The sequence below is a fragment of the Helicobacter canis genome (assembly GCF_900451095.1).
Lineage (GTDB): Bacteria > Campylobacterota > Campylobacteria > Campylobacterales > Helicobacteraceae > Helicobacter_B > Helicobacter_B zhangjianzhongii.
This window is the reverse complement of sequence record NZ_UGHV01000007.1, coordinates 1-15924: the sequence shown is the minus strand read 5'-3', so window position 1 is coordinate 15924 and position 15924 is coordinate 1. Positions and strand designations below refer to the sequence as shown.

Sequence of the window (15924 nt, the reverse complement as noted above, 5' to 3'; positions counted from 1 at the left end):
CAACCGCCAAGAAGCCACAAAGCGCATAGCATCGCTGCTATGCTAATTATGCGCATAAATGTAGTAAATACATAAGAGTAGAGCATATATATCCTTATCAAGTGGGGCTAGAATCTAGCCTTTGCTTTGCAAGCGTGTATATCATCGTAGCAAACTCTGGGCTATCATTCATACACGGGCACAGGAGATAGTCTTTCACGCCTTTTTGCTTTGCTAGCTCTTTATACTCAATGCCTAGCTCATAGATTGTCTCGGCATTATCTATGGTGAAAGCTAGGGATAGATGATGAGATTTTGACCGCTAGCTTTGGCGATAATATCACTTGTAAAAGGCTCAATCCAGCGCATAGGACCGACCTTTGACTGATAGGCTAGCACAATTTTGGCAAACTCTATCCCCCGCCGCGCAAAAAATCGTGCGCAAGATTTCTACCCCCTTTTGGCATTGTGCGGGTAGGGATCGCCGCTATCGACTATCTTTTGCGGGAGAGAGTGGGCAGAGAGCAGAAGCGTGAAGTCTCTAGGATCGCGCTCTTGCAATGTGTCTAAGATAGTGCTAACGATTAGCTCATAGTATGGCTCATACGCGTGAAAGTCTTCTACTATGTGGATTCTAGGGGTATAGGATAGGGCTTTAAGATTGTGGTATATATCAAGCATTGATGACTTGGTGGTGGTGGTAGAAAATTGCGGATACATACTAAAAAGCACGATCTCATCGACCTTTTGCTCGCATAAAGAGCAGCACATCATAGGCAAATGGCGGTGTATAGCGCATAGCATAGGTAAAGATCGCGCTAGAATCCAGCTTTTCAAGCTGCTTGCACAAAGCAAAAGTATGGGCTGGCAAGGGCGAAGCTCCGCCTATGGCGCGGTAGTTGTGCTTGGCAGATTCTAGGCGTTTATTGATGATAAATGAGCCTACCATTTTGCGGATAAAGCGATTTTGATCCGTAGGATAAGCGGATCGCTAAATAGATTTTGCAAAAAGCTCTCCACTCCAGAAATATCCGTAGGACCGCCCATATTAAGCAGGATAATAGCGCGTTTATGTGTGTGATTTGCTGGGCTTTGTGTGTAGGCATAGAGAGCGGATCCTTAGCTGTTGTTGTCTCCAAAGTTTGAAATAATAATATGCTAAAATTAACGCATATTGATTTTAGGCTTAGGAGTAGCAATGGAAGTCGATATGATCGCAAAGGCGTTTAATGATATGGTGTTTTTCCACGCATTTTTTATGGCATTTTTCCCGATACCTTTTCTCATCAATCTCTACACACTTTTTACTTATAAAACTTATCAAAAGGTGATTATTAAGCTATGGTTTGTTATGCCTATTATCTTTTTGCTTGTGGCGTGGGGAGCTTTAGCGGGGTGTTATCTTAGCAAGTCGGCAATGGTATATGACTTGGCAGATTGGGGCGATGATCGCGCTTACTTTGCTGATTTTTCTTATGGAGATCAAGCGGATAAAACGACTTAAGCTTGCTAGGACTAGCGAAGAGCTTATGCGCAAATACATCACATTTTGCAAGTGGGTTTATGGCATAGAGCTATGCTTGGTGCTGCTCTTTAGCCTTAGGATCATTGTGTAATGCAATTTGTCTTCCACGCTGAAGCTGGGGCGCAGACTCTTGTGCTTGAAGGCGAGAGTTTCACGCATATTTTTAGCGCGCGCCGAAGCAAGGCTACTAGCAACCTCGCCCTAAGAAATTTTGCGCGATGAGCGGCTTTATACCTACAAGGTGGATTCTATTAGCAAGCGATGTGCTAGGCTTAGTTTAGATTCTAGCAAGCACGCGCCCAATGCCCCGCGCAAGCACACGCATATCATCTGGGCGATCACACAGGCTAAGACCATAGAAAAAGCCCTGCCTAGCTTCAATGAGCTAGGGCTTAGTAAGCTTAGTGTGTTTGGGCGGATTTTTCTCAAAGAGGGCAGCATATTGATTTGGCACGGCTGGAGCGGATACTTGTTTGCTCGTGTGAGCAGTGCGGGCGGAGTGATTTGTGTGAGATAGAGATCCTAGAATCCACACAAGCAGCCCTAGAGTGCTACCCCAACGCATTGGTGCTGGATTTTGGCGGCAAGATTATTGGCGGCGATGTCTTAGCATCTAGTATCGCGCTAGATTCTGGGGTGCTAATTGGGGCAGAAGGGGGCTTTAGCCACAGGGAGAGAGAGCTTTTTGCTAAGCGTGAGATCGTGGCGTTTGATACAGGGCGAATCCTACGCTCACAAACTGCCGGCCCTTGCCTTGCTTGCAAAATGTGGCATTTAGGAGCGTGGTAATCCACTCTCTCCATTAGAATCCACTTTTGAAAATGGATTGCCACGCGGATTTTCAATCCGCTCGCAATGACAATAAAAGGGCGTTTGTGGGCTGTGTTATCAAACGAGGATTCTACTTTTTGGGGCGTTTTCTTTGTCATTGCGAGCGGTGCTTTTGCACCGCGTGGCAAACAAGTGAAGCGAAGTTTCTTTAGAAAACAAGCCGAAGCGGTGCAAGGCGAAGCCGAAGCAGTTTCTTTAGAAAACAAGGGACACCGCTCGCCGTTAGGCGATGTTTCTTTAGAAAAGCCAAATCCCTTTGAAAAAAGTGGATTCTAGGCTATCTGGGTATGAAGCTTTGAAGCAGGCGGAAATGCTCTAGGGAGTCTTTTTTCAAGCTTGGGTTGCGCAAGAGAGCGGCGATAGAGTGCGTGGCGATAGTCTTTTTGCCAAAGGCTTCAAGCAGCGCGCCCTTATGGCTGGTATCTAGGGCGAGCAAGGATTCTAGCACCATCTCGCCAAAAAGCACGACACAAGCAGGGGGCATTGCCTCTAGCTGGCTTGTGAGATATGGAGCGCATAGCTCTATATCTTGCGGGCTGGCTGGGTGGGAGGCGCATTTGAGCAGAGATAGCACGCTAAAGTGCGCCACGCCAAAGACCTTATGCGCGATATTAGCAAGCATTTGCGATGCTTTAGAATCCACTAGCCTGCCATTTTCACTCATCGCATATTCTACGACAAAGATCACAGGGGATTTAGCTTGGATATAGCCTAGCTCTGGGCTTCCTCGCTTACTGCGCCCACAAAGCTTGCAGTGTATAATCCTTTGAGAGAGATCATCGCTAAATTTTATGGGATTGTGGGGGGATATGGGATTGTGCGTGTGAGAGACTTTAGCTGGCTGGACAAACTCCACCCCACAAGCCCTAGCGAGATATAGCTCATAAAGCTGGCGTTTGCGTGCGGCGTCTGTGTGTGTATCGTGTAAGTTTATCATTAGCACATAGTGGCAGAAATTTGCTTAAGATTTGATTGTGAAAATGCAGAATCCTTGCCCAAATACGCCTTTAAGCGCATTGATGGGGCAAAGAGCTATTGCAAGAGCCTAAGGACATTTTGCTGCACAGCATTTGCCTGCGCCATAGCGAAGCTTCCGCTCTGTGCCAAAATGTTGAATTTCGAGAAGTTGGCTGACTCGCTAGCAAAATCCACTTCACGGATTTGGGATTCTGCGGCTTTGACATTGACTTGCGTTACAGAGACATTGTTGATAGTAGCGACTAGCTGCATTTGCACAGATCCAATATCCGCTCGCACTTTATCTAGCTGTGTCCTAGCAGAATCCGCCATATCCATTACAAGCATAGCACCCTTAAGGCTTGTAACCCCAGCCCCAATGCCTTTCCAGTTGAGATCACTTTGTGCGGTGTTTGCGTTTGCCCCATAGGCACTTGCGACATTTGCGCCAAAGATCCCACGCAGCTCGCGCAAGTTTGCGGTGTATTCTGCGATACCTTGTGCGGAGTGGAATCCTATATGGCTGTAATTTACCCCACTTACTAGAATATCTCTCGCATCCGTTCGGATAAGCGTGAGTCGCCCAACGATAGCGTGATTGACCCCAGAGATACCATTGAAATCCCCACCGCCAAAGACTTGCGCCGCCTCGCCACCGCCTTGGATCTGGATAGCTCTGCCATCTGGAGAGCTAAGATTTAGCCGCCCTGTGATGTCAAGGTAAGCATACACACCCGTGCGCTCCTTGACGCTATTGATCGCGTTAATCAGCCTGCCATCAGAGTCGTTTTTACGCACATCATTGATATTTCCAATGGTTGTGCCGTTAATCACCAAATCACGCACCGTGCCAGACATCACCGGTAGTGAGCTTGTGGCTTGGACATTGTAAGAAGCGCGGATACCTAGAGTATCAGAAAATTTGTTGATAATCTCACTTAGCGCGCCCACACCTGTGCCAGCAGAAGTAGAGATTTTGGCTGCTTCGAGTTGGAAGGAATTCACCCCATCAGTTTGCAAGAAATTTAAGCTTACTTCAGAGAGATTTAGCCCCCCAGCACTCGCTAGCATTCCTTCACCTAAGATTGATGAAGACTCCATACGCACATGCCCGATTTTGTTGGAGTTGGTAGGACCGATGGAGGCTTTTACCGTGGTGTTAGAATACGCGCCGATTTGGAACTCTTTGTTAGAGAAAGAGCCAGAGAGCATTTGCTGTCCGTTGAAGCTCGTGGTATTAGCGATATTATCAAGCTCTTCTAGTAGGCGTTGTATGTCGCTTTGCAGAGCGCGGCGGGATTCTAGCGTCTGTCCATCTTGTGCGGCTTGGATCGCCTTTGTCTTAATCGTGTCCAAAATCTTTAGCTGCTCGTCCATCGCCTTATCTGCGACTTGGATCATACCGATAGCGTCATTAGCGTTTCTAATCGCCTGCCCCAAGCTCTCGCTTTGCGATCGCAAGCTATCGGCGATCGCCATACCAGAGGCGTCATCAGCAGCCTTATTGACCCTAAGACCAGAGCTTAGCTTCTCTAGCGAGGAGCCAAGCTCACGATTGACCTGCACACCTGTGGTGTGTGCTGTTAGTGCGGCGATGTTTGTATTTATCCTAAAGCTCATAATGCATCCTTTGCAGTGTGATTTAGCAAAGTGAAGCAATAGGTGTTCCAAAATTAAAGGTAAATGGATTTTTGCCGATAGGGGCGTTGGCTTGTGTAATGCAGCTGCTTAGTATCCATAGTCAAAGTGGATTCTAGCAGCACCGCCCCCATAGTCATCGCGAGCCGATGTATCGGCGCGGCGATCCATAATTTTGCGCTAGCAAAATAACCTTTACCAGAATCCACTTTTCAAAAAGTGGATTCTAGGGTTAAATGCCAAAAACACAAAAGTGGATTCTAGGGAAATGTTAAAAATGTAAGGGGAAAAATTAAAAAAGTGGATTCTAGGAGTAAGTAAGAATTGTAAAAAAGCTAGCAAAGGATTCTAGGATTTTGTTTATTTTTTCTTATGGATTACTAAAGAAGCTACGCTTTGCCGCGCGGTGCAAGCACCGCTCGCAATGACGATAAAAAAGCTGGAAATTAAAAAGCCTGAAAAACTAAGAGAGTCGCGGCGGTAGGATTACAAAAAGTGGATTCTAGGGTTAAATGCCAAAGGTGTAAAAAATGGATTCTAGGAGTAAAGTTAGTTTGAGAGCAACACGATTCTAAGAACTGCGGTGGGGCTGTGGGAGCTTTGCGATTTTTGGGGAAGGTTAGCGACCTTGTTGGTCGTGCCTTTCACAAAAATCGCAATACTGCCGCATTGCTCACCCAAAGCTGAATCGCTATGGGCTAGAAAAAGTAATTCCACCTTACAGAAGCATTATGCGTTATCCCCAACTCCCCACCTACTACCACATAGCCAGCAGAGAAGTTTCCTGCTTTGTCTGTGCGGTAGTGTAGCATAGCAGTGCCTTGGTAGAAGTAGGAAGCTAAATGTGCCATCGCTGCTCTACCTGTCTTTTCATCAGTCATATAGGTCTTGCCATTGAGTGTTGGCATAATCCCCACTTCATTATTAAACAAATATCGAAACCCTCCACCAAGTATGCTTGAGAATCTTTTGCCATATTCTTGGTAGTAGTTGAGATTGACTTGGGTGTAGGTTACTCCATAAGGTAGAGCTAGCCCACCATAGCGTAGCTCACCTGCTTTTTGTGTCTTCATTTCAAACTCCCCGATATAGCCACCCTCTACACCTACACCAAGAGATGGATTAAGCACAGATTTGGTGCCATACATATACACTGATGATCCTAGGCTAAAGGAAGAGCCAATATTGAGATTGCTGATATTTGCTCCAAATCGCAGTGCATTCATATCTTGGGTTAGGGATATATCTGTATAGCCACTATTGACATCTGCAAGGTAGTAGAAGCCTGCGAGCTTTGTTTTTGCAAAGAGATGAACAAAGCGCAAGCCTACAAAGCCTGTATGTCCTTGCGCACTGATATGGGCTTGCTTATAGCCATTGTGTAGATACTCATAGCCACCATAGAAGCCGATATTCCCACTTGTTTTTCCAAGGGGCAAATGCCAATTTGCTCCAAAGAGTGTGCCCACACTCCAGGAGTTAGTTTGTGCGCCATTGGTTGCTTTATGTGTGCCAGCTCCACCATATGCTCTAATAAAGAAATCCCCTTGGACTTGGTGTTTGGCTAGTAGCTCTTGGCTCACCTCTCCTAGACTAGGCTCTTGTGGCATTTCTGGCTTTTGGGCTAGGATTTTAGGCTTACTAGGAGCTTTAGGCTCTGTGGGGGCTTTTAGCTTATTGCTTTGGGCATCAGATAGAGCTATGAGCTTTTGATACTCTTTCTCATAGCTCTTTTTCTCTAGCTCATAGCGTTTCAGGGCTGCTTGGTAGGCTCTTTGGTTTGACTCATAAGCTGCCATTAGCCTTTTGTAGTCTTTGTGGTTTGGCTTTAGGTTTGGTCGCACGGGGGCTTTTGGAGCTACGGGGGCTTTAAGGTTGTTTGCTTTTGCTATGGTCTCTAGCTTGCTATTTTCCTCATTATAGATTCTAAGCTCTTGCTCATAGTTGCTCATAGCCTTTTCATATGCTTTTTGTGCTTTGGTGAAATCTGCCATAGCCTTTTTGTAGTGCTTATCGCTTGGCTTTAGATTAGGAGCTTTGGGAGCTTTAGGCTCTATGGGGGCTTTTAGCTTTTTGGCTTTAGCGATGGTTTCTAGGTTTTTGCGATTATCTTCATAGGCTTTTTTGTCTTTGTTGTATTGCTCTAGGGCTTTTTGGTAGGCTTTGTCTTCTTGCTCGTATTTAGCGATCAAAGCTTTGTTTTCTTTAGTAGCGGCAAGTGTATCCCATTTGGCTTTTTCTTGTTTGTATTTAGCAAGATCGATTTCATAGCGAGCTTTAGCCTTACTTAGGACAGCAAACTCTATGCGCTGTTTGGTTGCTTTATCTTTACCAGCAAGGCTTCTTCTGCTTTGCTCAGAGAGATAGGTGTCTATAAGCATTTTTCGTCGCATACTTTGACGGATTATAAGGTTTGTCGCACTTGCAGCTATGGAGTGATCAAGATCAAAGTGTGGTGTGCCATCAGGACCAAACTCAATCCCTATGCCACCTAGCTCTGGGCTAGATTCAAAGGTGGGTTTGTTGCCATTGGTATCAACATAGCTTTGACTCACACCATCTGCTACATAGTCTTTAAGATCTGTGCTAATGCCTTTACTTGGATCAAAGGTATCATCAAGATGAGAGATGATGAGCTTCTTTACTGTAAATTCTTTGTTATTACCTTGAGCACCTGTATTACCATTGATTTCTACTCGTTTCATCGCAGTGTTGCCATTAAGCCCTACTTCTAGGCTATCAACGGTGAGTTTGGCGGCATCTTTGGTTATCTTTATACGAGAGAGTTCATAGGATTGTGCGCCTGATGCTTGTCCTACACCATTTAGGGTGTTGATGGTGGAGTCGCCGTTTTGCACATCAAGGGATTTTATGATACCGGTGTTGGTTACCTTGGAAGACTCTTTGAGCTCTAGCTTATCGATTGTGCCAGCATTGTTGATAGTAGTGGATTTGGTAGCTGTGGAGAGGGTGCCAATACTTGCAGTAGCAGCGTTACTAATCACAATACCTTCACTTCCTCTTGTGCCATTGCTTTTTTTACTAACTTCTAGTGATGCTAGCTCTCCATTATTGGTGATATCACCAGTGGTGTTATCAAGGGTGAGGCTGCCATTGGTGAGTGTGGCGGTGATTGTGCCATTAGCCTTATTGTCTCCTAGCTCTATGGTATGCGCACCACTTACTTGTTTGTCAATCTTGGTGATAAGACCATTGTATGATGGTTGTTCGTTGCCACTAGTGAAGGTATTCTTAGTAGTAAAGCTTGCTTGTTTTTTATCACTTGTGAGAGTGATGCTTCCTATCTCTCCTTTGTATTGCTTGAATGTCCCATCTGCTAGGACTAGATTGCCTATGGTGCCAGCTTCTTCAGCTACAGCAGTGCTATCTGTGGCTCCTAGGTGGTATTCTCCACCTAGGAGGTTTAGGGTCTCTACTTTGCCACCTCGTTGATAGGATTTACCAGCATAGAGATTGAAATGCTCTACATTGACATTTTTGAAGATTTGGGAGAGTCCGGTGGTGGCTTGGTTGAGGGTGGTGATGTTTAGCTTGTTGTCACCGCCTTTTAAATGCAGTCGGCTGGCTGTATTATTTATGGTATTTATAGTATTGGTTCCGCCTTGGGCTACAATCTCGACTCGGATTTTTCCTTCAATATTTGCTGTCGTTATGGTGGAGTTAGTGAGGAAGGTGTTAGCCCACAATCGGCTTGCATCTATGTCGCCCTCTGTGTCAATGGTATAGCGATCTAAAGTGATGTTTTTTAGTAATAGGGTTTTGTTCCAACCGCCATCTGTAGCAAATCTTGCCGAGTCCCCTTGACAAGTGTCGCCATTTTTGGGGTCAATTACAAAATTATTACCGCTCGCATACATATTGCAGTTAGCTTTTGTTACATCACCACTAAATAGATACCACCGAGCGTGGAGATTTGTCAAAGTTAGGCTAGAGGATAGTGCGATAAAGCACGCTAGGCTTAAGCCTAGGCGAGTAGGCTTTCTGTCGTTGTGAGTAGTGTTTGCTTGAGTAGGCTTGGAGCTAGAATCTACAAGATTCCCCCCCGGTTTATATGGTGGATAGTATTAGAAGTTACTTGCATTGCGATCTCCTTGCGTTCAAAAAGTAAAGTAAAATTCGCATTCTAGCCAAAATCAAAAAAAAAAAAAACGGCTTTTTATAATTAGACTAAATATTTACACATTGTTTGCGGAAGTGGATTCTAGGATTTATGTGTTTTAGTTGTTGTGTTTATGGATTGCCACGCCGATTTCATCGGCTCGCAATGACAGAGAAAAGCTAGAATCCACTTTTTGTGTTTATTGGGATTTGTGTTTTTATGTGTGTGTGTTTTTGTGGATTGCCACGACTTCCTTGCGGAAGTCTCGCAATGACGGAGAGAGAGCGGATTGACTAGGGGTATTTAGAGAGAGATTATTTCCCCCCCCCCCCCCGTGAATATGGGCATTATTGTGTAGTGTTTGCATTATGTCTCCTTGAATAGTCAAAATGTAAAGCCGCAATTCTAGCCAAAATCAAAAAAAAAAAAAAACGGCTTTTTATGATTTAATTATAAATTTGCGCATTGTTTGGGAGAGTTTGTAAAAGGTGTGTAAAAAATATGTAGTTATTGTAAAAGTGGGGTAAAGTTTGCAGGGTGGTGGAGTAGGTGTGGGAGATATTTCGCTTAGAATCCACTTTTTGTGTTTGTTGTGTATTTATGGATTACTAAAGAAGCTGCGGCTACGCCTTGCTTTGCCACACGGTGCAAGCACCGCTCGCAATGACGGAAAGGGCGTTATTGCTAGAATCCACTTTTTGAAAAAGTGGATTCTAGTGTGAAAGCTCAAATTGTCATCGCGAGCCTTGTGCTACGCTGCCTCTTCTGTCATCGCGAGCGAGTGCAACGAGCGTGGCGATCCATAACACAAACACGGATTCTAGGGAAAGTATGATAAAATCGCAGTAGAGGTTGCCCAAGAGAGTTGCAACCTCTCTTGGCGTAACCTACTTTGAATAAAGGAGGTTACAATGAGTAAGATTTGCAGCAAAATCTTAGTCGGCATTATACTGCTATGTATAGTGGTAGTCAAGTGCTACTAGGATAATCCATAGCTCACCTTGATCGTTAAGGAGGTGGGCTAGTCTTACTCTACTCTCTTACTTAACGCGTGCTTCACTCTTGTTTGATTTGCTTTACTGCTGCTTGGGCTTGGCTTTCTTTACTTGTTTGGCTTTGTTGTTGTTTTTTTGGATTGCCACGCTTTGTCTTGCGCCAAAGCTCGCAATGACGGAGATATTTCGCCTGCGCTTTGCCACGCCACTGCTAGCGCAAGTCTCGCAATGACGGGAAAAAGCGTTTAGGTTAAAAAGTGGATTCTAGGGGATTGGTAGGATTGTGTGCTAGAATCCACTTTCGAAAAACAAAGAACACAAAATACAAAACGAGGATTCTAGGGGTATAAAATATGGAGTTTCTCGCATATCTCACAGAGGGCAATGTCATTGTGTTTTTGCTGCTTTTGCTGCGGTTTAGCGCGATTTTGACATTTTTCCCATTTTTTGACTCTCAGCTTGTGCCTATCTCGGTGCGTGGGGCTATGGCGGTTTTTTTTGACCATTGCATTTCTGCCTTTGGCGCATTCAAGCGCGACTATCGCCACTTTGCCTGATTTGCTGCTAGCGGCGTTTATGGAGGTAGCCCTTGGCTTTATGGCATCGCTTGCGCTGCAAATCGTCTTTAACGCGCTGTTTATCGCAGGCGATAGCATAAGCTTCTCTATGGGTATGACTATGGCAAGTGCCTATGATCCATCAAGCGGCAATACCAAGCCCATCATCGTGCAGGTGATTATGCTAAGTGCGCTTGTGCTAGCCCTAATGCTTAATTTTCATCATCTAATTTTGCGCTTTGTGGCTTTCACGCTAGAGATGCTCCCCATAGGGCAAGTAAGCTTCTCGCCAAATCTTGCAAACTACCTTATCCGCGCGTTTGGGAGTATGTTTGCGCTGGGCTTTGCTATGGCGTTTCCGGTGCTTGGGGTGATCTTGCTTGCGGATATTGTCTTTGGTATGATTATGAAGACCCACTCGCAATTTAATCTCTTCTCCTTTGGATTTCCACTCAAAATTGGCATAGCATTTATCGTTGTTATTTTAATCATACCTGGGATTTTGTATCATTTCAAAACAGATTTATATGAAGCGTTTAAGGCGTTAAGCATTGTCTTTTCACGCCATTAGCCTTTGCCATTTACTTACAAGGAAGCACAATGAATCCAAACATAACACTACTACACCACACACCGCTAGAAGTATGCTCACACGCTATACGCACTTGCTGGAGTAGCTTTGATAAAGGTGATTGTGGTGGGGAGAAAGATAGAGAGCTTATCAATCGCGTGGGGAATATATTAAAGCACGCCTCAGTCCTAGAGAGTCTAGTGTATAGCTTTTTCATACAAGGAATATCACGCGCGTGCTTACAAGAGCTAGCCCGCCACCGCATAGCTAGCTACTCTGTAAAGTCTAGTAGATACACACTAGCAGAGCTAAAAAGGGCAGATATATCCACACTAGAGAAAGCAAGCAAGTTTATCAAGCTTACAAGCAATGACAAGGTAAATCAAGCGAGCCACAAGGCATTGCAGAATCTAAAGGAGTTGCTACTAGACTCTAGCACCACAAATGATGTAGCTAAATTGCTATGCCAGAGTGCTATTTAACCGAGCTTACTTGGACTATCAATGCACGAAGCTTGCAAAACTTCCTAACACTACGCACAAGTAAGCACGCATTGTGGGAGATACAAGAGCTATCATTGTGTATATATGAAGCATTGCCACAAGAGCATAAGTATTTGTTTGAGAAGTGCGTGGAGAATAGCAAAGGAGATGGCGATGTATAAAAGCTCTATTATAATCCTAGCGGCAGGGGTTGGCAGCGGATGAAATCAAATAAGCCCAAAGTGCTGCATAGTATTTGCGGCAAGTCGATGATCGCGCGCATCACTGAAGCGGCATTGCAAGTAAGCGATGATGTGCATATCGTGCTACACCACCAAAAAGAAGCCATAGAAGCGCATTTGCGCGAGTATTTTGGAGAGAATGCTTCTATCACAATCCACACGCAAGATTGCCAAAATTTCCCCGGCACAGGCGGCGCGCTAATGCAAGGGTGCGTGAGTGATAAAAAGCTAGAATCTAGCAAAGCCTCTAGCCACCCTAGCCCCAAAGCCCAGATAGATTCTAGTAAGCAGATGTTTGCTGTCAAATATCCGCGCACCTTAGTGCTAAATGGAGATATGCCACTCATCAGCGCAGAATCTATGCGAGCGATTATCTTGATTGATGCTCCCATTGTCCTTAGTGTCTTGGATCTTGAGAATCCCAGCGGCTATGGGCGCGTGGTGCTAGAATCCGCATTTGCACACACGCCAAAGTGCTAAAAATCATCGAAGAAAAGATTGCGATGAAGCGCAAAAAGCCATAACACTTGTCAATGCTGGGATCTATGCCTTTGATACAGAGCTGCTAGAGCGTAGCCTGCCTAGACTTAGCAATGATAATGCGCAGAGAGAATACTACTTAACCGACATTATCGCGCTAGCTAGAGAACAATGGGATTCAGCTTTGCGCGATAAATCTTTGATTGCATCGCGCGCGCGGCGGTTACATACGCCAAGTATGCGCCCTTGCGCGCGCTCGCAAAGCAAAGATTTCTCATCGCAAATCCTAGAATCCTGCCCCGAGATGGATAAACAAACAAGCGCAATTCCTAGAATCTAGAAGAAGACAAACAGGCTGGGCGTGAAAAATCCTGCCGCGAGCAACTTCAACTAGATCCACTTTTGACACCGCCACACTACACGAGCCAGCAAAGGATTCTAGGAGCTTCGCCCAAAATGCTCAAAAATGTAGCCACGCCGCAGGCGGAAGGATTTGAGATGAGAAATTGTGGCTTTCAAGGCGGGGGCGAAGGGATTTACCTGCGGAGAGCCAAGCCCCCGCCGCAGAATCCACGATTTATCGCTCAAAGCCAACGCCCAACACCTAATCGCGCCTTTTATGGCAATGCGCGCGAGTTTTGGGCGTCAATTCTAAGAGCGAGCTAGCTCAAGCAGAAGCTATCTGCCTGCAAGCTCTTAGGCAAAGGGCTATGGATCAAGGCGTGATTATGCGGCTGCCAGAGAGTATTTATCTAGAAGAGTGGGTGGAGTTTGAAGGAGAGTGCGAGATAGAAAATAATGTCCGCATTTGTGGCAAAAGTGTCATTAAGCATTCCCATATCAAAGCAGGTAGCGTGATAGAAGATAGTGTGATAGAGCATAGCGACATCGGTCCTATGGCGCATATCCGTCCCAAAAGCCACATCTCCCACACACATATAGGCAATTTTGTAGAGACCAAGTCCGCACAGCTAAATGGCGTGAAAGCAGGGCATTTAAGCTATCTTGGGGATTGCGAGATAGGCTCTGGGAGCAATGTAGGTGCTGGGGTGATCACTTGTAATTATGATGGCAAGAAAAAGCATCGCACCATTATCGGGCAGAATGTCTTCATCGGCAGCGATACCCAGCTAGTCGCCCCTGTGGAGATAGAATCTAGCTCAATCATCGGCGCAGGCTCTACAATCACCACAAATGTCAAAAGTGGCGAGCTAGCTCTCTCACGCACCAAGCAAAGCAACATCGCAGGCTTTTTCCACCGCTTTTTTGCCAAGTCTTAGGCTAGTGCTAAGTCGTAGCTAAGTCAAAATCAGCTATCCTAATCGTGCATAAGGGGATATAAGGAGTGCTGATGTTAAAGACTTTCCGTGCGAAGATGATTTTTACATTGATTGTGTTTTTTGTCGTGGGGGTGCTTGGGCTAATCGCCCTGCTGCAAAGCAACTTCAACAAACTTGCCAAAAAAGAATCCACTCACACAGTAAATATGCTTAGTAAATCTATCTTCTACACAATCCGCGCGGGTATGAATATCGGCTCAAGAGAAGCCATTGAAGCTAGCGTGCAGGACTCTAAATCTATCCAGGTATCGAAGATGTCAAGATCTATCAAGCTCCAAGCGTGGTGGAGCTCTTTGCCATACAGGAGCCGCTTATCCCCACAGAAGTCGTGCGCAAGGTCTTTGATGGCAAGGAGTCAGTGCTAGAATCTAGCGGAGAGTTTGCTCTGCTCTATGAGCCGCTTATAGCCCAAGATAGTTGCCTTATGTGCCACGCCAATGCGCAAAAAGATGAAGTCCTAGGCGTTATGGAGCTGAAAATCTCGCTCAAAGAGCTGCACGAAGGGATTGTAGAGAGTATGTATTGGGTCATTGGCACAACGGCTGTGGCGTGTCTAATGGCATTGGGCGGGCTGTGGGTGTTTTTTGAAAGGGAGCTTATCGCTCCACTAGGATTTTTACGCGCTATGGCACAGGATCTCACCAGCACCAAAGAGGGCGATCTCACCAAACGCATAGCCATAAAGAGACAAGATGAAGTAGGGATCACTTCATCATTTTTTCAATCGCTTTATAGAAAAAATCCAAAACACCATAAAAATCGCTAAAAATGTCTCCACGGAAAAATCTCCAGACTATAAACAATCTCAATGAAATCTCCCTAGAGCTATCCAAAAACTCCTCCATACAAGTAGCACATATCGATACGGTTGGTGTGTTTGCCAAAGATATAGCCCAGCAGACTCAGCAGACTAAAGATGATATTGCCAAAATGGTAGAAAATGTCTCAAACACGCAAAATGCGCTTGATGAGTTTATACAAGATCTAGAATCTGTCGCAAGCAAAATGCAGCAATCAAGCCAAGATCATCAGCAGATTTTTTTGAAAGCGCGAAAGTCCTTGTAGAAAATGCCGACCAAACGCGCCAAACACTCTCTTTCATAGCAGATATTGCTGATCAAACCAATCTTCTAGCCTTAAATGCTGCCATTGAAGCCGCTAGAGCAGGGGAGCACGGCAGGGGCTTTGCTGTGGTGGCAGATGAGGTAAGAAAGCTAGCGGAGCGCACGCAAAAATCCTTAAACGAAATCTCTGCGATGACAAATGCGAGTGTGCAGAGCATACAAGAAGTAGGAGAAGAGATCCAATCCACCGCGCAAGAAGCCCAGCAAGTCGCAGACCAAGCCCAAGATCTCATCAATAACGCCCACCGCACCAAAGAGCTTCTAGACCAGAGCTTGCAGGCATCTGGCAATATCGCTAAGAAAAATGAAGAAATCTTTGCCAAGACTCTTAGCCTAAGCCAGCAAATGGAAGAAATCATCAAGCTCTCATCGCGCACCAAAGAGCTAGGCAAGCAGGTAGAATCTATCGTGAAAGCACCGAGCAAAAGACCAAAGAGCTAGATGGCGGGATCTCTGCGTTTTAAGACTTAGTGAGTCCTAAGCCCTCCATAGCTGGTGGCAAGCCTAGATCCGCGTTTGTTGTGAGCGAGCCAAACACCACAGCCCCACCGCAAAGCGTAGCTTCTTTAGAAAACAAGCAAAGCGAAGTTTCTTTAGAAAACAAGGGATACCGCTCGCCGTTAGGCGATGTTTCTTTAGTAATCCATAAAAATATACCAAAAAACATAGCCTAGAATCCGTGTTTGTTATGGATCGCCACGCGGTGCAGAAGCACCGCTCGCGATGACAAAAGAGACTTTCACACTAGAATCCACTTTTGAACACCCACCGCCCGCCGCAAAGCGTAGCTTCTTTAGTAACCATAAAAACATAAAAAGTGGATTCTAGGGGGTTTAGGCTTGTTTCATCACCGCTTTGGGATTCTAGCTGCGCAAGCTGAATCCTTGTCAAAAAGTGGATTCTAGTATAAAGCTTCTGCGGCTATAAGTGTGAGATAAGTTTGTGTGGGTGTGGTGGCTTGTGGGGTTCTAGGATAGGGGCTAGGATCTAGGATCTACAAGCTTATCAATGCCTAGCAGTAGCGATCTGCTAGGCGCGATATTTGCGTGAGCTTGTCAAGCTTTGTTATCTGTCAAGCAGTGT

General features: G+C 45.4%; 28 protein-coding genes and 3 pseudogenes. 19 read left to right on the top strand and 12 right to left on the bottom strand.

What is annotated here, in order from left to right; all coding sequences use genetic code 11:
* Window positions 1-97: 97 nt before the first annotated feature.
* Together DX060_RS10660 and hemH are read right to left on the bottom strand one after the other, a co-directional pair.
* Entirely contained in the window at window positions 98-232 is a 135-nt protein-coding gene (locus DX060_RS10660; RefSeq protein ID WP_258552349.1) for a ferrochelatase, read from the bottom strand.
* A gap of 41 nt (window positions 233-273) precedes the next feature.
* Window positions 274-1026, bottom strand: a pseudogene (hemH, locus tag DX060_RS12295) (ferrochelatase).
* 151 nt (window positions 1027-1177) lie between these two features.
* Here hemH and DX060_RS10635 point away from each other — a divergent pair.
* The 7 genes from DX060_RS10635 to DX060_RS11640 are packed head-to-tail and all read left to right on the top strand — an operon-like array spanning window position 1178 to window position 2611.
* On the top strand, window positions 1178-1483 hold the full coding sequence (locus tag DX060_RS10635; protein WP_115012505.1) for a hypothetical protein: 306 nt from the start codon (window positions 1178-1180) through the stop codon (window positions 1481-1483).
* Complete coding sequence (locus tag DX060_RS10970) at window positions 1404-1595, top strand: hypothetical protein (protein WP_147278844.1); 192 nt, start codon at window positions 1404-1406, stop codon at window positions 1593-1595. Before DX060_RS10635 ends, DX060_RS10970 begins: the two co-directional genes overlap by 80 nt.
* Window positions 1595-1726 carry a hypothetical protein gene (locus DX060_RS12290; RefSeq protein WP_258552348.1) on the top strand — a complete coding sequence of 44 codons (132 nt, stop codon included), beginning with the start codon at window positions 1595-1597 and terminating at the stop codon, window positions 1724-1726. Before DX060_RS10970 ends, DX060_RS12290 begins: the two co-directional genes overlap by 1 nt.
* Window positions 1716-2021 carry a hypothetical protein gene (locus DX060_RS10630; RefSeq protein ID WP_181814323.1) on the top strand — a complete coding sequence of 102 codons (306 nt, stop codon included), beginning with the start codon at window positions 1716-1718 and terminating at the stop codon, window positions 2019-2021. The genes DX060_RS12290 and DX060_RS10630 overlap by 11 nt, the downstream gene beginning before the upstream one ends.
* Window positions 1952-2293 carry an RsmE family RNA methyltransferase gene (locus DX060_RS10625; protein WP_181814322.1) on the top strand — a complete coding sequence of 114 codons (342 nt, stop codon included), beginning with the start codon at window positions 1952-1954 and terminating at the stop codon, window positions 2291-2293. The genes DX060_RS10630 and DX060_RS10625 overlap by 70 nt, the downstream gene beginning before the upstream one ends.
* Window positions 2294-2325: 32 nt before the next feature.
* Window positions 2326-2487 carry a hypothetical protein gene (locus DX060_RS11645; protein ID WP_181814321.1) on the top strand — a complete coding sequence of 54 codons (162 nt, stop codon included), beginning with the start codon at window positions 2326-2328 and terminating at the stop codon, window positions 2485-2487.
* A complete protein-coding gene (locus DX060_RS11640) occupies window positions 2468-2611 on the top strand; it encodes a hypothetical protein (protein ID WP_181814320.1) in 144 nt (47 codons plus the stop codon). Before DX060_RS11645 ends, DX060_RS11640 begins: the two co-directional genes overlap by 20 nt.
* A gap of 1 nt (window position 2612) precedes the next feature.
* Here DX060_RS11640 and DX060_RS10615 read toward each other — a convergent pair whose 3' ends face one another.
* The 7 genes from DX060_RS10615 to DX060_RS11625 all read right to left on the bottom strand — a co-directional run bounded on the left by DX060_RS10615 (window position 2613) and on the right by DX060_RS11625 (window position 9417).
* A complete protein-coding gene (locus DX060_RS10615; RefSeq protein ID WP_115011207.1) occupies window positions 2613-3272 on the bottom strand; it encodes a uracil-DNA glycosylase family protein in 660 nt (219 codons plus the stop codon).
* 95 nt (window positions 3273-3367) lie between these two features.
* Window positions 3368-4912, bottom strand: a complete 1545-nt coding sequence (locus DX060_RS10610; protein ID WP_115011208.1) for a flagellin B — start codon at window positions 4910-4912, stop codon at window positions 3368-3370.
* 53 nt (window positions 4913-4965) lie between these two features.
* On the bottom strand, window positions 4966-5139 hold the full coding sequence (locus DX060_RS11635; RefSeq protein ID WP_181814168.1) for a hypothetical protein: 174 nt from the start codon (window positions 5137-5139) through the stop codon (window positions 4966-4968).
* Window positions 5126-5272, bottom strand: coding sequence for a hypothetical protein (locus DX060_RS11630; RefSeq protein ID WP_181814169.1), 147 nt, complete (start codon window positions 5270-5272; stop codon window positions 5126-5128). Before DX060_RS11630 ends, DX060_RS11635 begins: the two co-directional genes overlap by 14 nt.
* 207 nt (window positions 5273-5479) lie before the next feature.
* Complete coding sequence (locus DX060_RS12285; RefSeq protein WP_258552347.1) at window positions 5480-5611, bottom strand: hypothetical protein; 132 nt, start codon at window positions 5609-5611, stop codon at window positions 5480-5482.
* Between the two features lie 17 nt (window positions 5612-5628).
* Window positions 5629-8871, bottom strand: coding sequence for an autotransporter outer membrane beta-barrel domain-containing protein (locus tag DX060_RS10605; RefSeq protein WP_147278843.1), 3243 nt, complete (start codon window positions 8869-8871; stop codon window positions 5629-5631).
* Between the two features lie 396 nt (window positions 8872-9267).
* Window positions 9268-9417: a hypothetical protein gene (locus DX060_RS11625; RefSeq protein ID WP_181814170.1), complete on the bottom strand. Its 150-nt coding sequence runs from the start codon at window positions 9415-9417 to the stop codon at window positions 9268-9270.
* Window positions 9418-9601: 184 nt separating this feature from the next.
* On the opposite strand from DX060_RS11625, the gene DX060_RS11620 reads away from it, so the two are divergent.
* Window positions 9602-9772 carry a hypothetical protein gene (locus DX060_RS11620; protein WP_181814171.1) on the top strand — a complete coding sequence of 57 codons (171 nt, stop codon included), beginning with the start codon at window positions 9602-9604 and terminating at the stop codon, window positions 9770-9772.
* 354 nt (window positions 9773-10126) lie between these two features.
* Here DX060_RS11620 and DX060_RS12280 read toward each other — a convergent pair whose 3' ends face one another.
* Window positions 10127-10249 (bottom strand): hypothetical protein, encoded by a 123-nt coding sequence (locus tag DX060_RS12280; protein WP_258552180.1) that lies wholly within the window; start codon window positions 10247-10249, stop codon window positions 10127-10129.
* Between the two features lie 149 nt (window positions 10250-10398).
* Here DX060_RS12280 and DX060_RS12275 point away from each other — a divergent pair, with 149 nt between their 5' ends.
* From DX060_RS12275 to DX060_RS10555, 11 genes and pseudogenes are all read left to right on the top strand, one after another.
* Window positions 10399-10602 (top strand): hypothetical protein, encoded by a 204-nt coding sequence (locus DX060_RS12275; RefSeq protein ID WP_258552346.1) that lies wholly within the window; start codon window positions 10399-10401, stop codon window positions 10600-10602.
* On the top strand, window positions 10544-11173 hold the full coding sequence (locus tag DX060_RS10600; protein WP_258552345.1) for a flagellar biosynthetic protein FliR: 630 nt from the start codon (window positions 10544-10546) through the stop codon (window positions 11171-11173). Before DX060_RS12275 ends, DX060_RS10600 begins: the two co-directional genes overlap by 59 nt.
* Window positions 11174-11202: 29 nt before the next feature.
* Window positions 11203-11837 (top strand): annotated as a pseudogene (thyX, locus tag DX060_RS10595) (FAD-dependent thymidylate synthase).
* A 39-nt stretch (window positions 11838-11876) separates the two neighbouring features.
* The gene (locus DX060_RS10590; protein WP_115012500.1) at window positions 11877-12377 is read left to right on the top strand and encodes an NTP transferase domain-containing protein; all 501 of its coding nucleotides are present in this window, start codon (window positions 11877-11879) and stop codon (window positions 12375-12377) included.
* The gene (locus DX060_RS10585) at window positions 12355-12717 is read left to right on the top strand and encodes a glycosyltransferase family protein (RefSeq protein WP_115012499.1); all 363 of its coding nucleotides are present in this window, start codon (window positions 12355-12357) and stop codon (window positions 12715-12717) included. The genes DX060_RS10590 and DX060_RS10585 overlap by 23 nt, the downstream gene beginning before the upstream one ends.
* Window positions 12718-12833: 116 nt before the next feature.
* Window positions 12834-13043 (top strand): hypothetical protein, encoded by a 210-nt coding sequence (locus DX060_RS10580; RefSeq protein WP_115012498.1) that lies wholly within the window; start codon window positions 12834-12836, stop codon window positions 13041-13043.
* Window positions 13016-13657, top strand: a pseudogene (glmU, locus tag DX060_RS10575) (bifunctional UDP-N-acetylglucosamine diphosphorylase/glucosamine-1-phosphate N-acetyltransferase GlmU); the annotation flags it as partial. The gene DX060_RS10580 and the pseudogene glmU, both read left to right, overlap by 28 nt.
* Before the next feature lie 71 nt (window positions 13658-13728).
* Complete coding sequence (locus DX060_RS11615; RefSeq protein WP_115012497.1) at window positions 13729-14082, top strand: hypothetical protein; 354 nt, start codon at window positions 13729-13731, stop codon at window positions 14080-14082.
* Entirely contained in the window at window positions 14001-14483 is a 483-nt protein-coding gene (locus DX060_RS10565; protein ID WP_147278842.1) for a methyl-accepting chemotaxis protein, read from the top strand. The genes DX060_RS11615 and DX060_RS10565 overlap by 82 nt, the downstream gene beginning before the upstream one ends.
* Window positions 14484-14485: 2 nt before the next feature.
* Window positions 14486-14782 carry a hypothetical protein gene (locus tag DX060_RS10560; protein WP_115012495.1) on the top strand — a complete coding sequence of 99 codons (297 nt, stop codon included), beginning with the start codon at window positions 14486-14488 and terminating at the stop codon, window positions 14780-14782.
* Window positions 14707-15282 (top strand): methyl-accepting chemotaxis protein, encoded by a 576-nt coding sequence (locus tag DX060_RS10555; protein ID WP_309473205.1) that lies wholly within the window; start codon window positions 14707-14709, stop codon window positions 15280-15282. Before DX060_RS10560 ends, DX060_RS10555 begins: the two co-directional genes overlap by 76 nt.
* 19 nt (window positions 15283-15301) lie before the next feature.
* Here the strand turns inward: DX060_RS10555 and DX060_RS10965 are convergent, their stop codons facing one another.
* Window positions 15302-15508, bottom strand: a complete 207-nt coding sequence (locus DX060_RS10965; protein ID WP_147278763.1) for a hypothetical protein — start codon at window positions 15506-15508, stop codon at window positions 15302-15304.
* Window positions 15509-15585: 77 nt separating this feature from the next.
* Window positions 15586-15732, bottom strand: coding sequence for a hypothetical protein (locus DX060_RS11610; protein ID WP_181814319.1), 147 nt, complete (start codon window positions 15730-15732; stop codon window positions 15586-15588).
* Between the last annotated feature and the right edge of the window lie 192 nt (window positions 15733-15924).

Coding starts and splice junctions, on each gene's coding strand:
- DX060_RS10635 (WP_115012505.1), top strand. CDS start 1,178: ATGGAAGTCGATATGATCGCAAAGGCGTTTAATGATATGGTGTTTTTC.
- DX060_RS10970 (WP_147278844.1), top strand. CDS start 1,404: ATGACTTGGCAGATTGGGGCGATGATCGCGCTTACTTTGCTGATTTTT.
- DX060_RS12290 (WP_258552348.1), top strand. CDS start 1,595: ATGCAATTTGTCTTCCACGCTGAAGCTGGGGCGCAGACTCTTGTGCTT.
- DX060_RS11645 (WP_181814321.1), top strand. CDS start 2,326: ATGGATTGCCACGCGGATTTTCAATCCGCTCGCAATGACAATAAAAGG.
- DX060_RS10615 (WP_115011207.1), bottom strand. CDS start 3,272: ATGATAAACTTACACGATACACACACAGACGCCGCACGCAAACGCCAG.
- DX060_RS10610 (WP_115011208.1), bottom strand. CDS start 4,912: ATGAGCTTTAGGATAAATACAAACATCGCCGCACTAACAGCACACACC.
- DX060_RS11625 (WP_181814170.1), bottom strand. CDS start 9,417: ATGCAAACACTACACAATAATGCCCATATTCACGGGGGGGGGGGGGGA.
- DX060_RS12275 (WP_258552346.1), top strand. CDS start 10,399: ATGGAGTTTCTCGCATATCTCACAGAGGGCAATGTCATTGTGTTTTTG.
- DX060_RS10590 (WP_115012500.1), top strand. CDS start 11,877: ATGAAATCAAATAAGCCCAAAGTGCTGCATAGTATTTGCGGCAAGTCG.
- DX060_RS10580 (WP_115012498.1), top strand. CDS start 12,834: ATGCTCAAAAATGTAGCCACGCCGCAGGCGGAAGGATTTGAGATGAGA.
- DX060_RS11615 (WP_115012497.1), top strand. CDS start 13,729: ATGTTAAAGACTTTCCGTGCGAAGATGATTTTTACATTGATTGTGTTT.
- DX060_RS10560 (WP_115012495.1), top strand. CDS start 14,486: ATGTCTCCACGGAAAAATCTCCAGACTATAAACAATCTCAATGAAATC.
- DX060_RS10965 (WP_147278763.1), bottom strand. CDS start 15,508: ATGTTTTTTGGTATATTTTTATGGATTACTAAAGAAACATCGCCTAAC.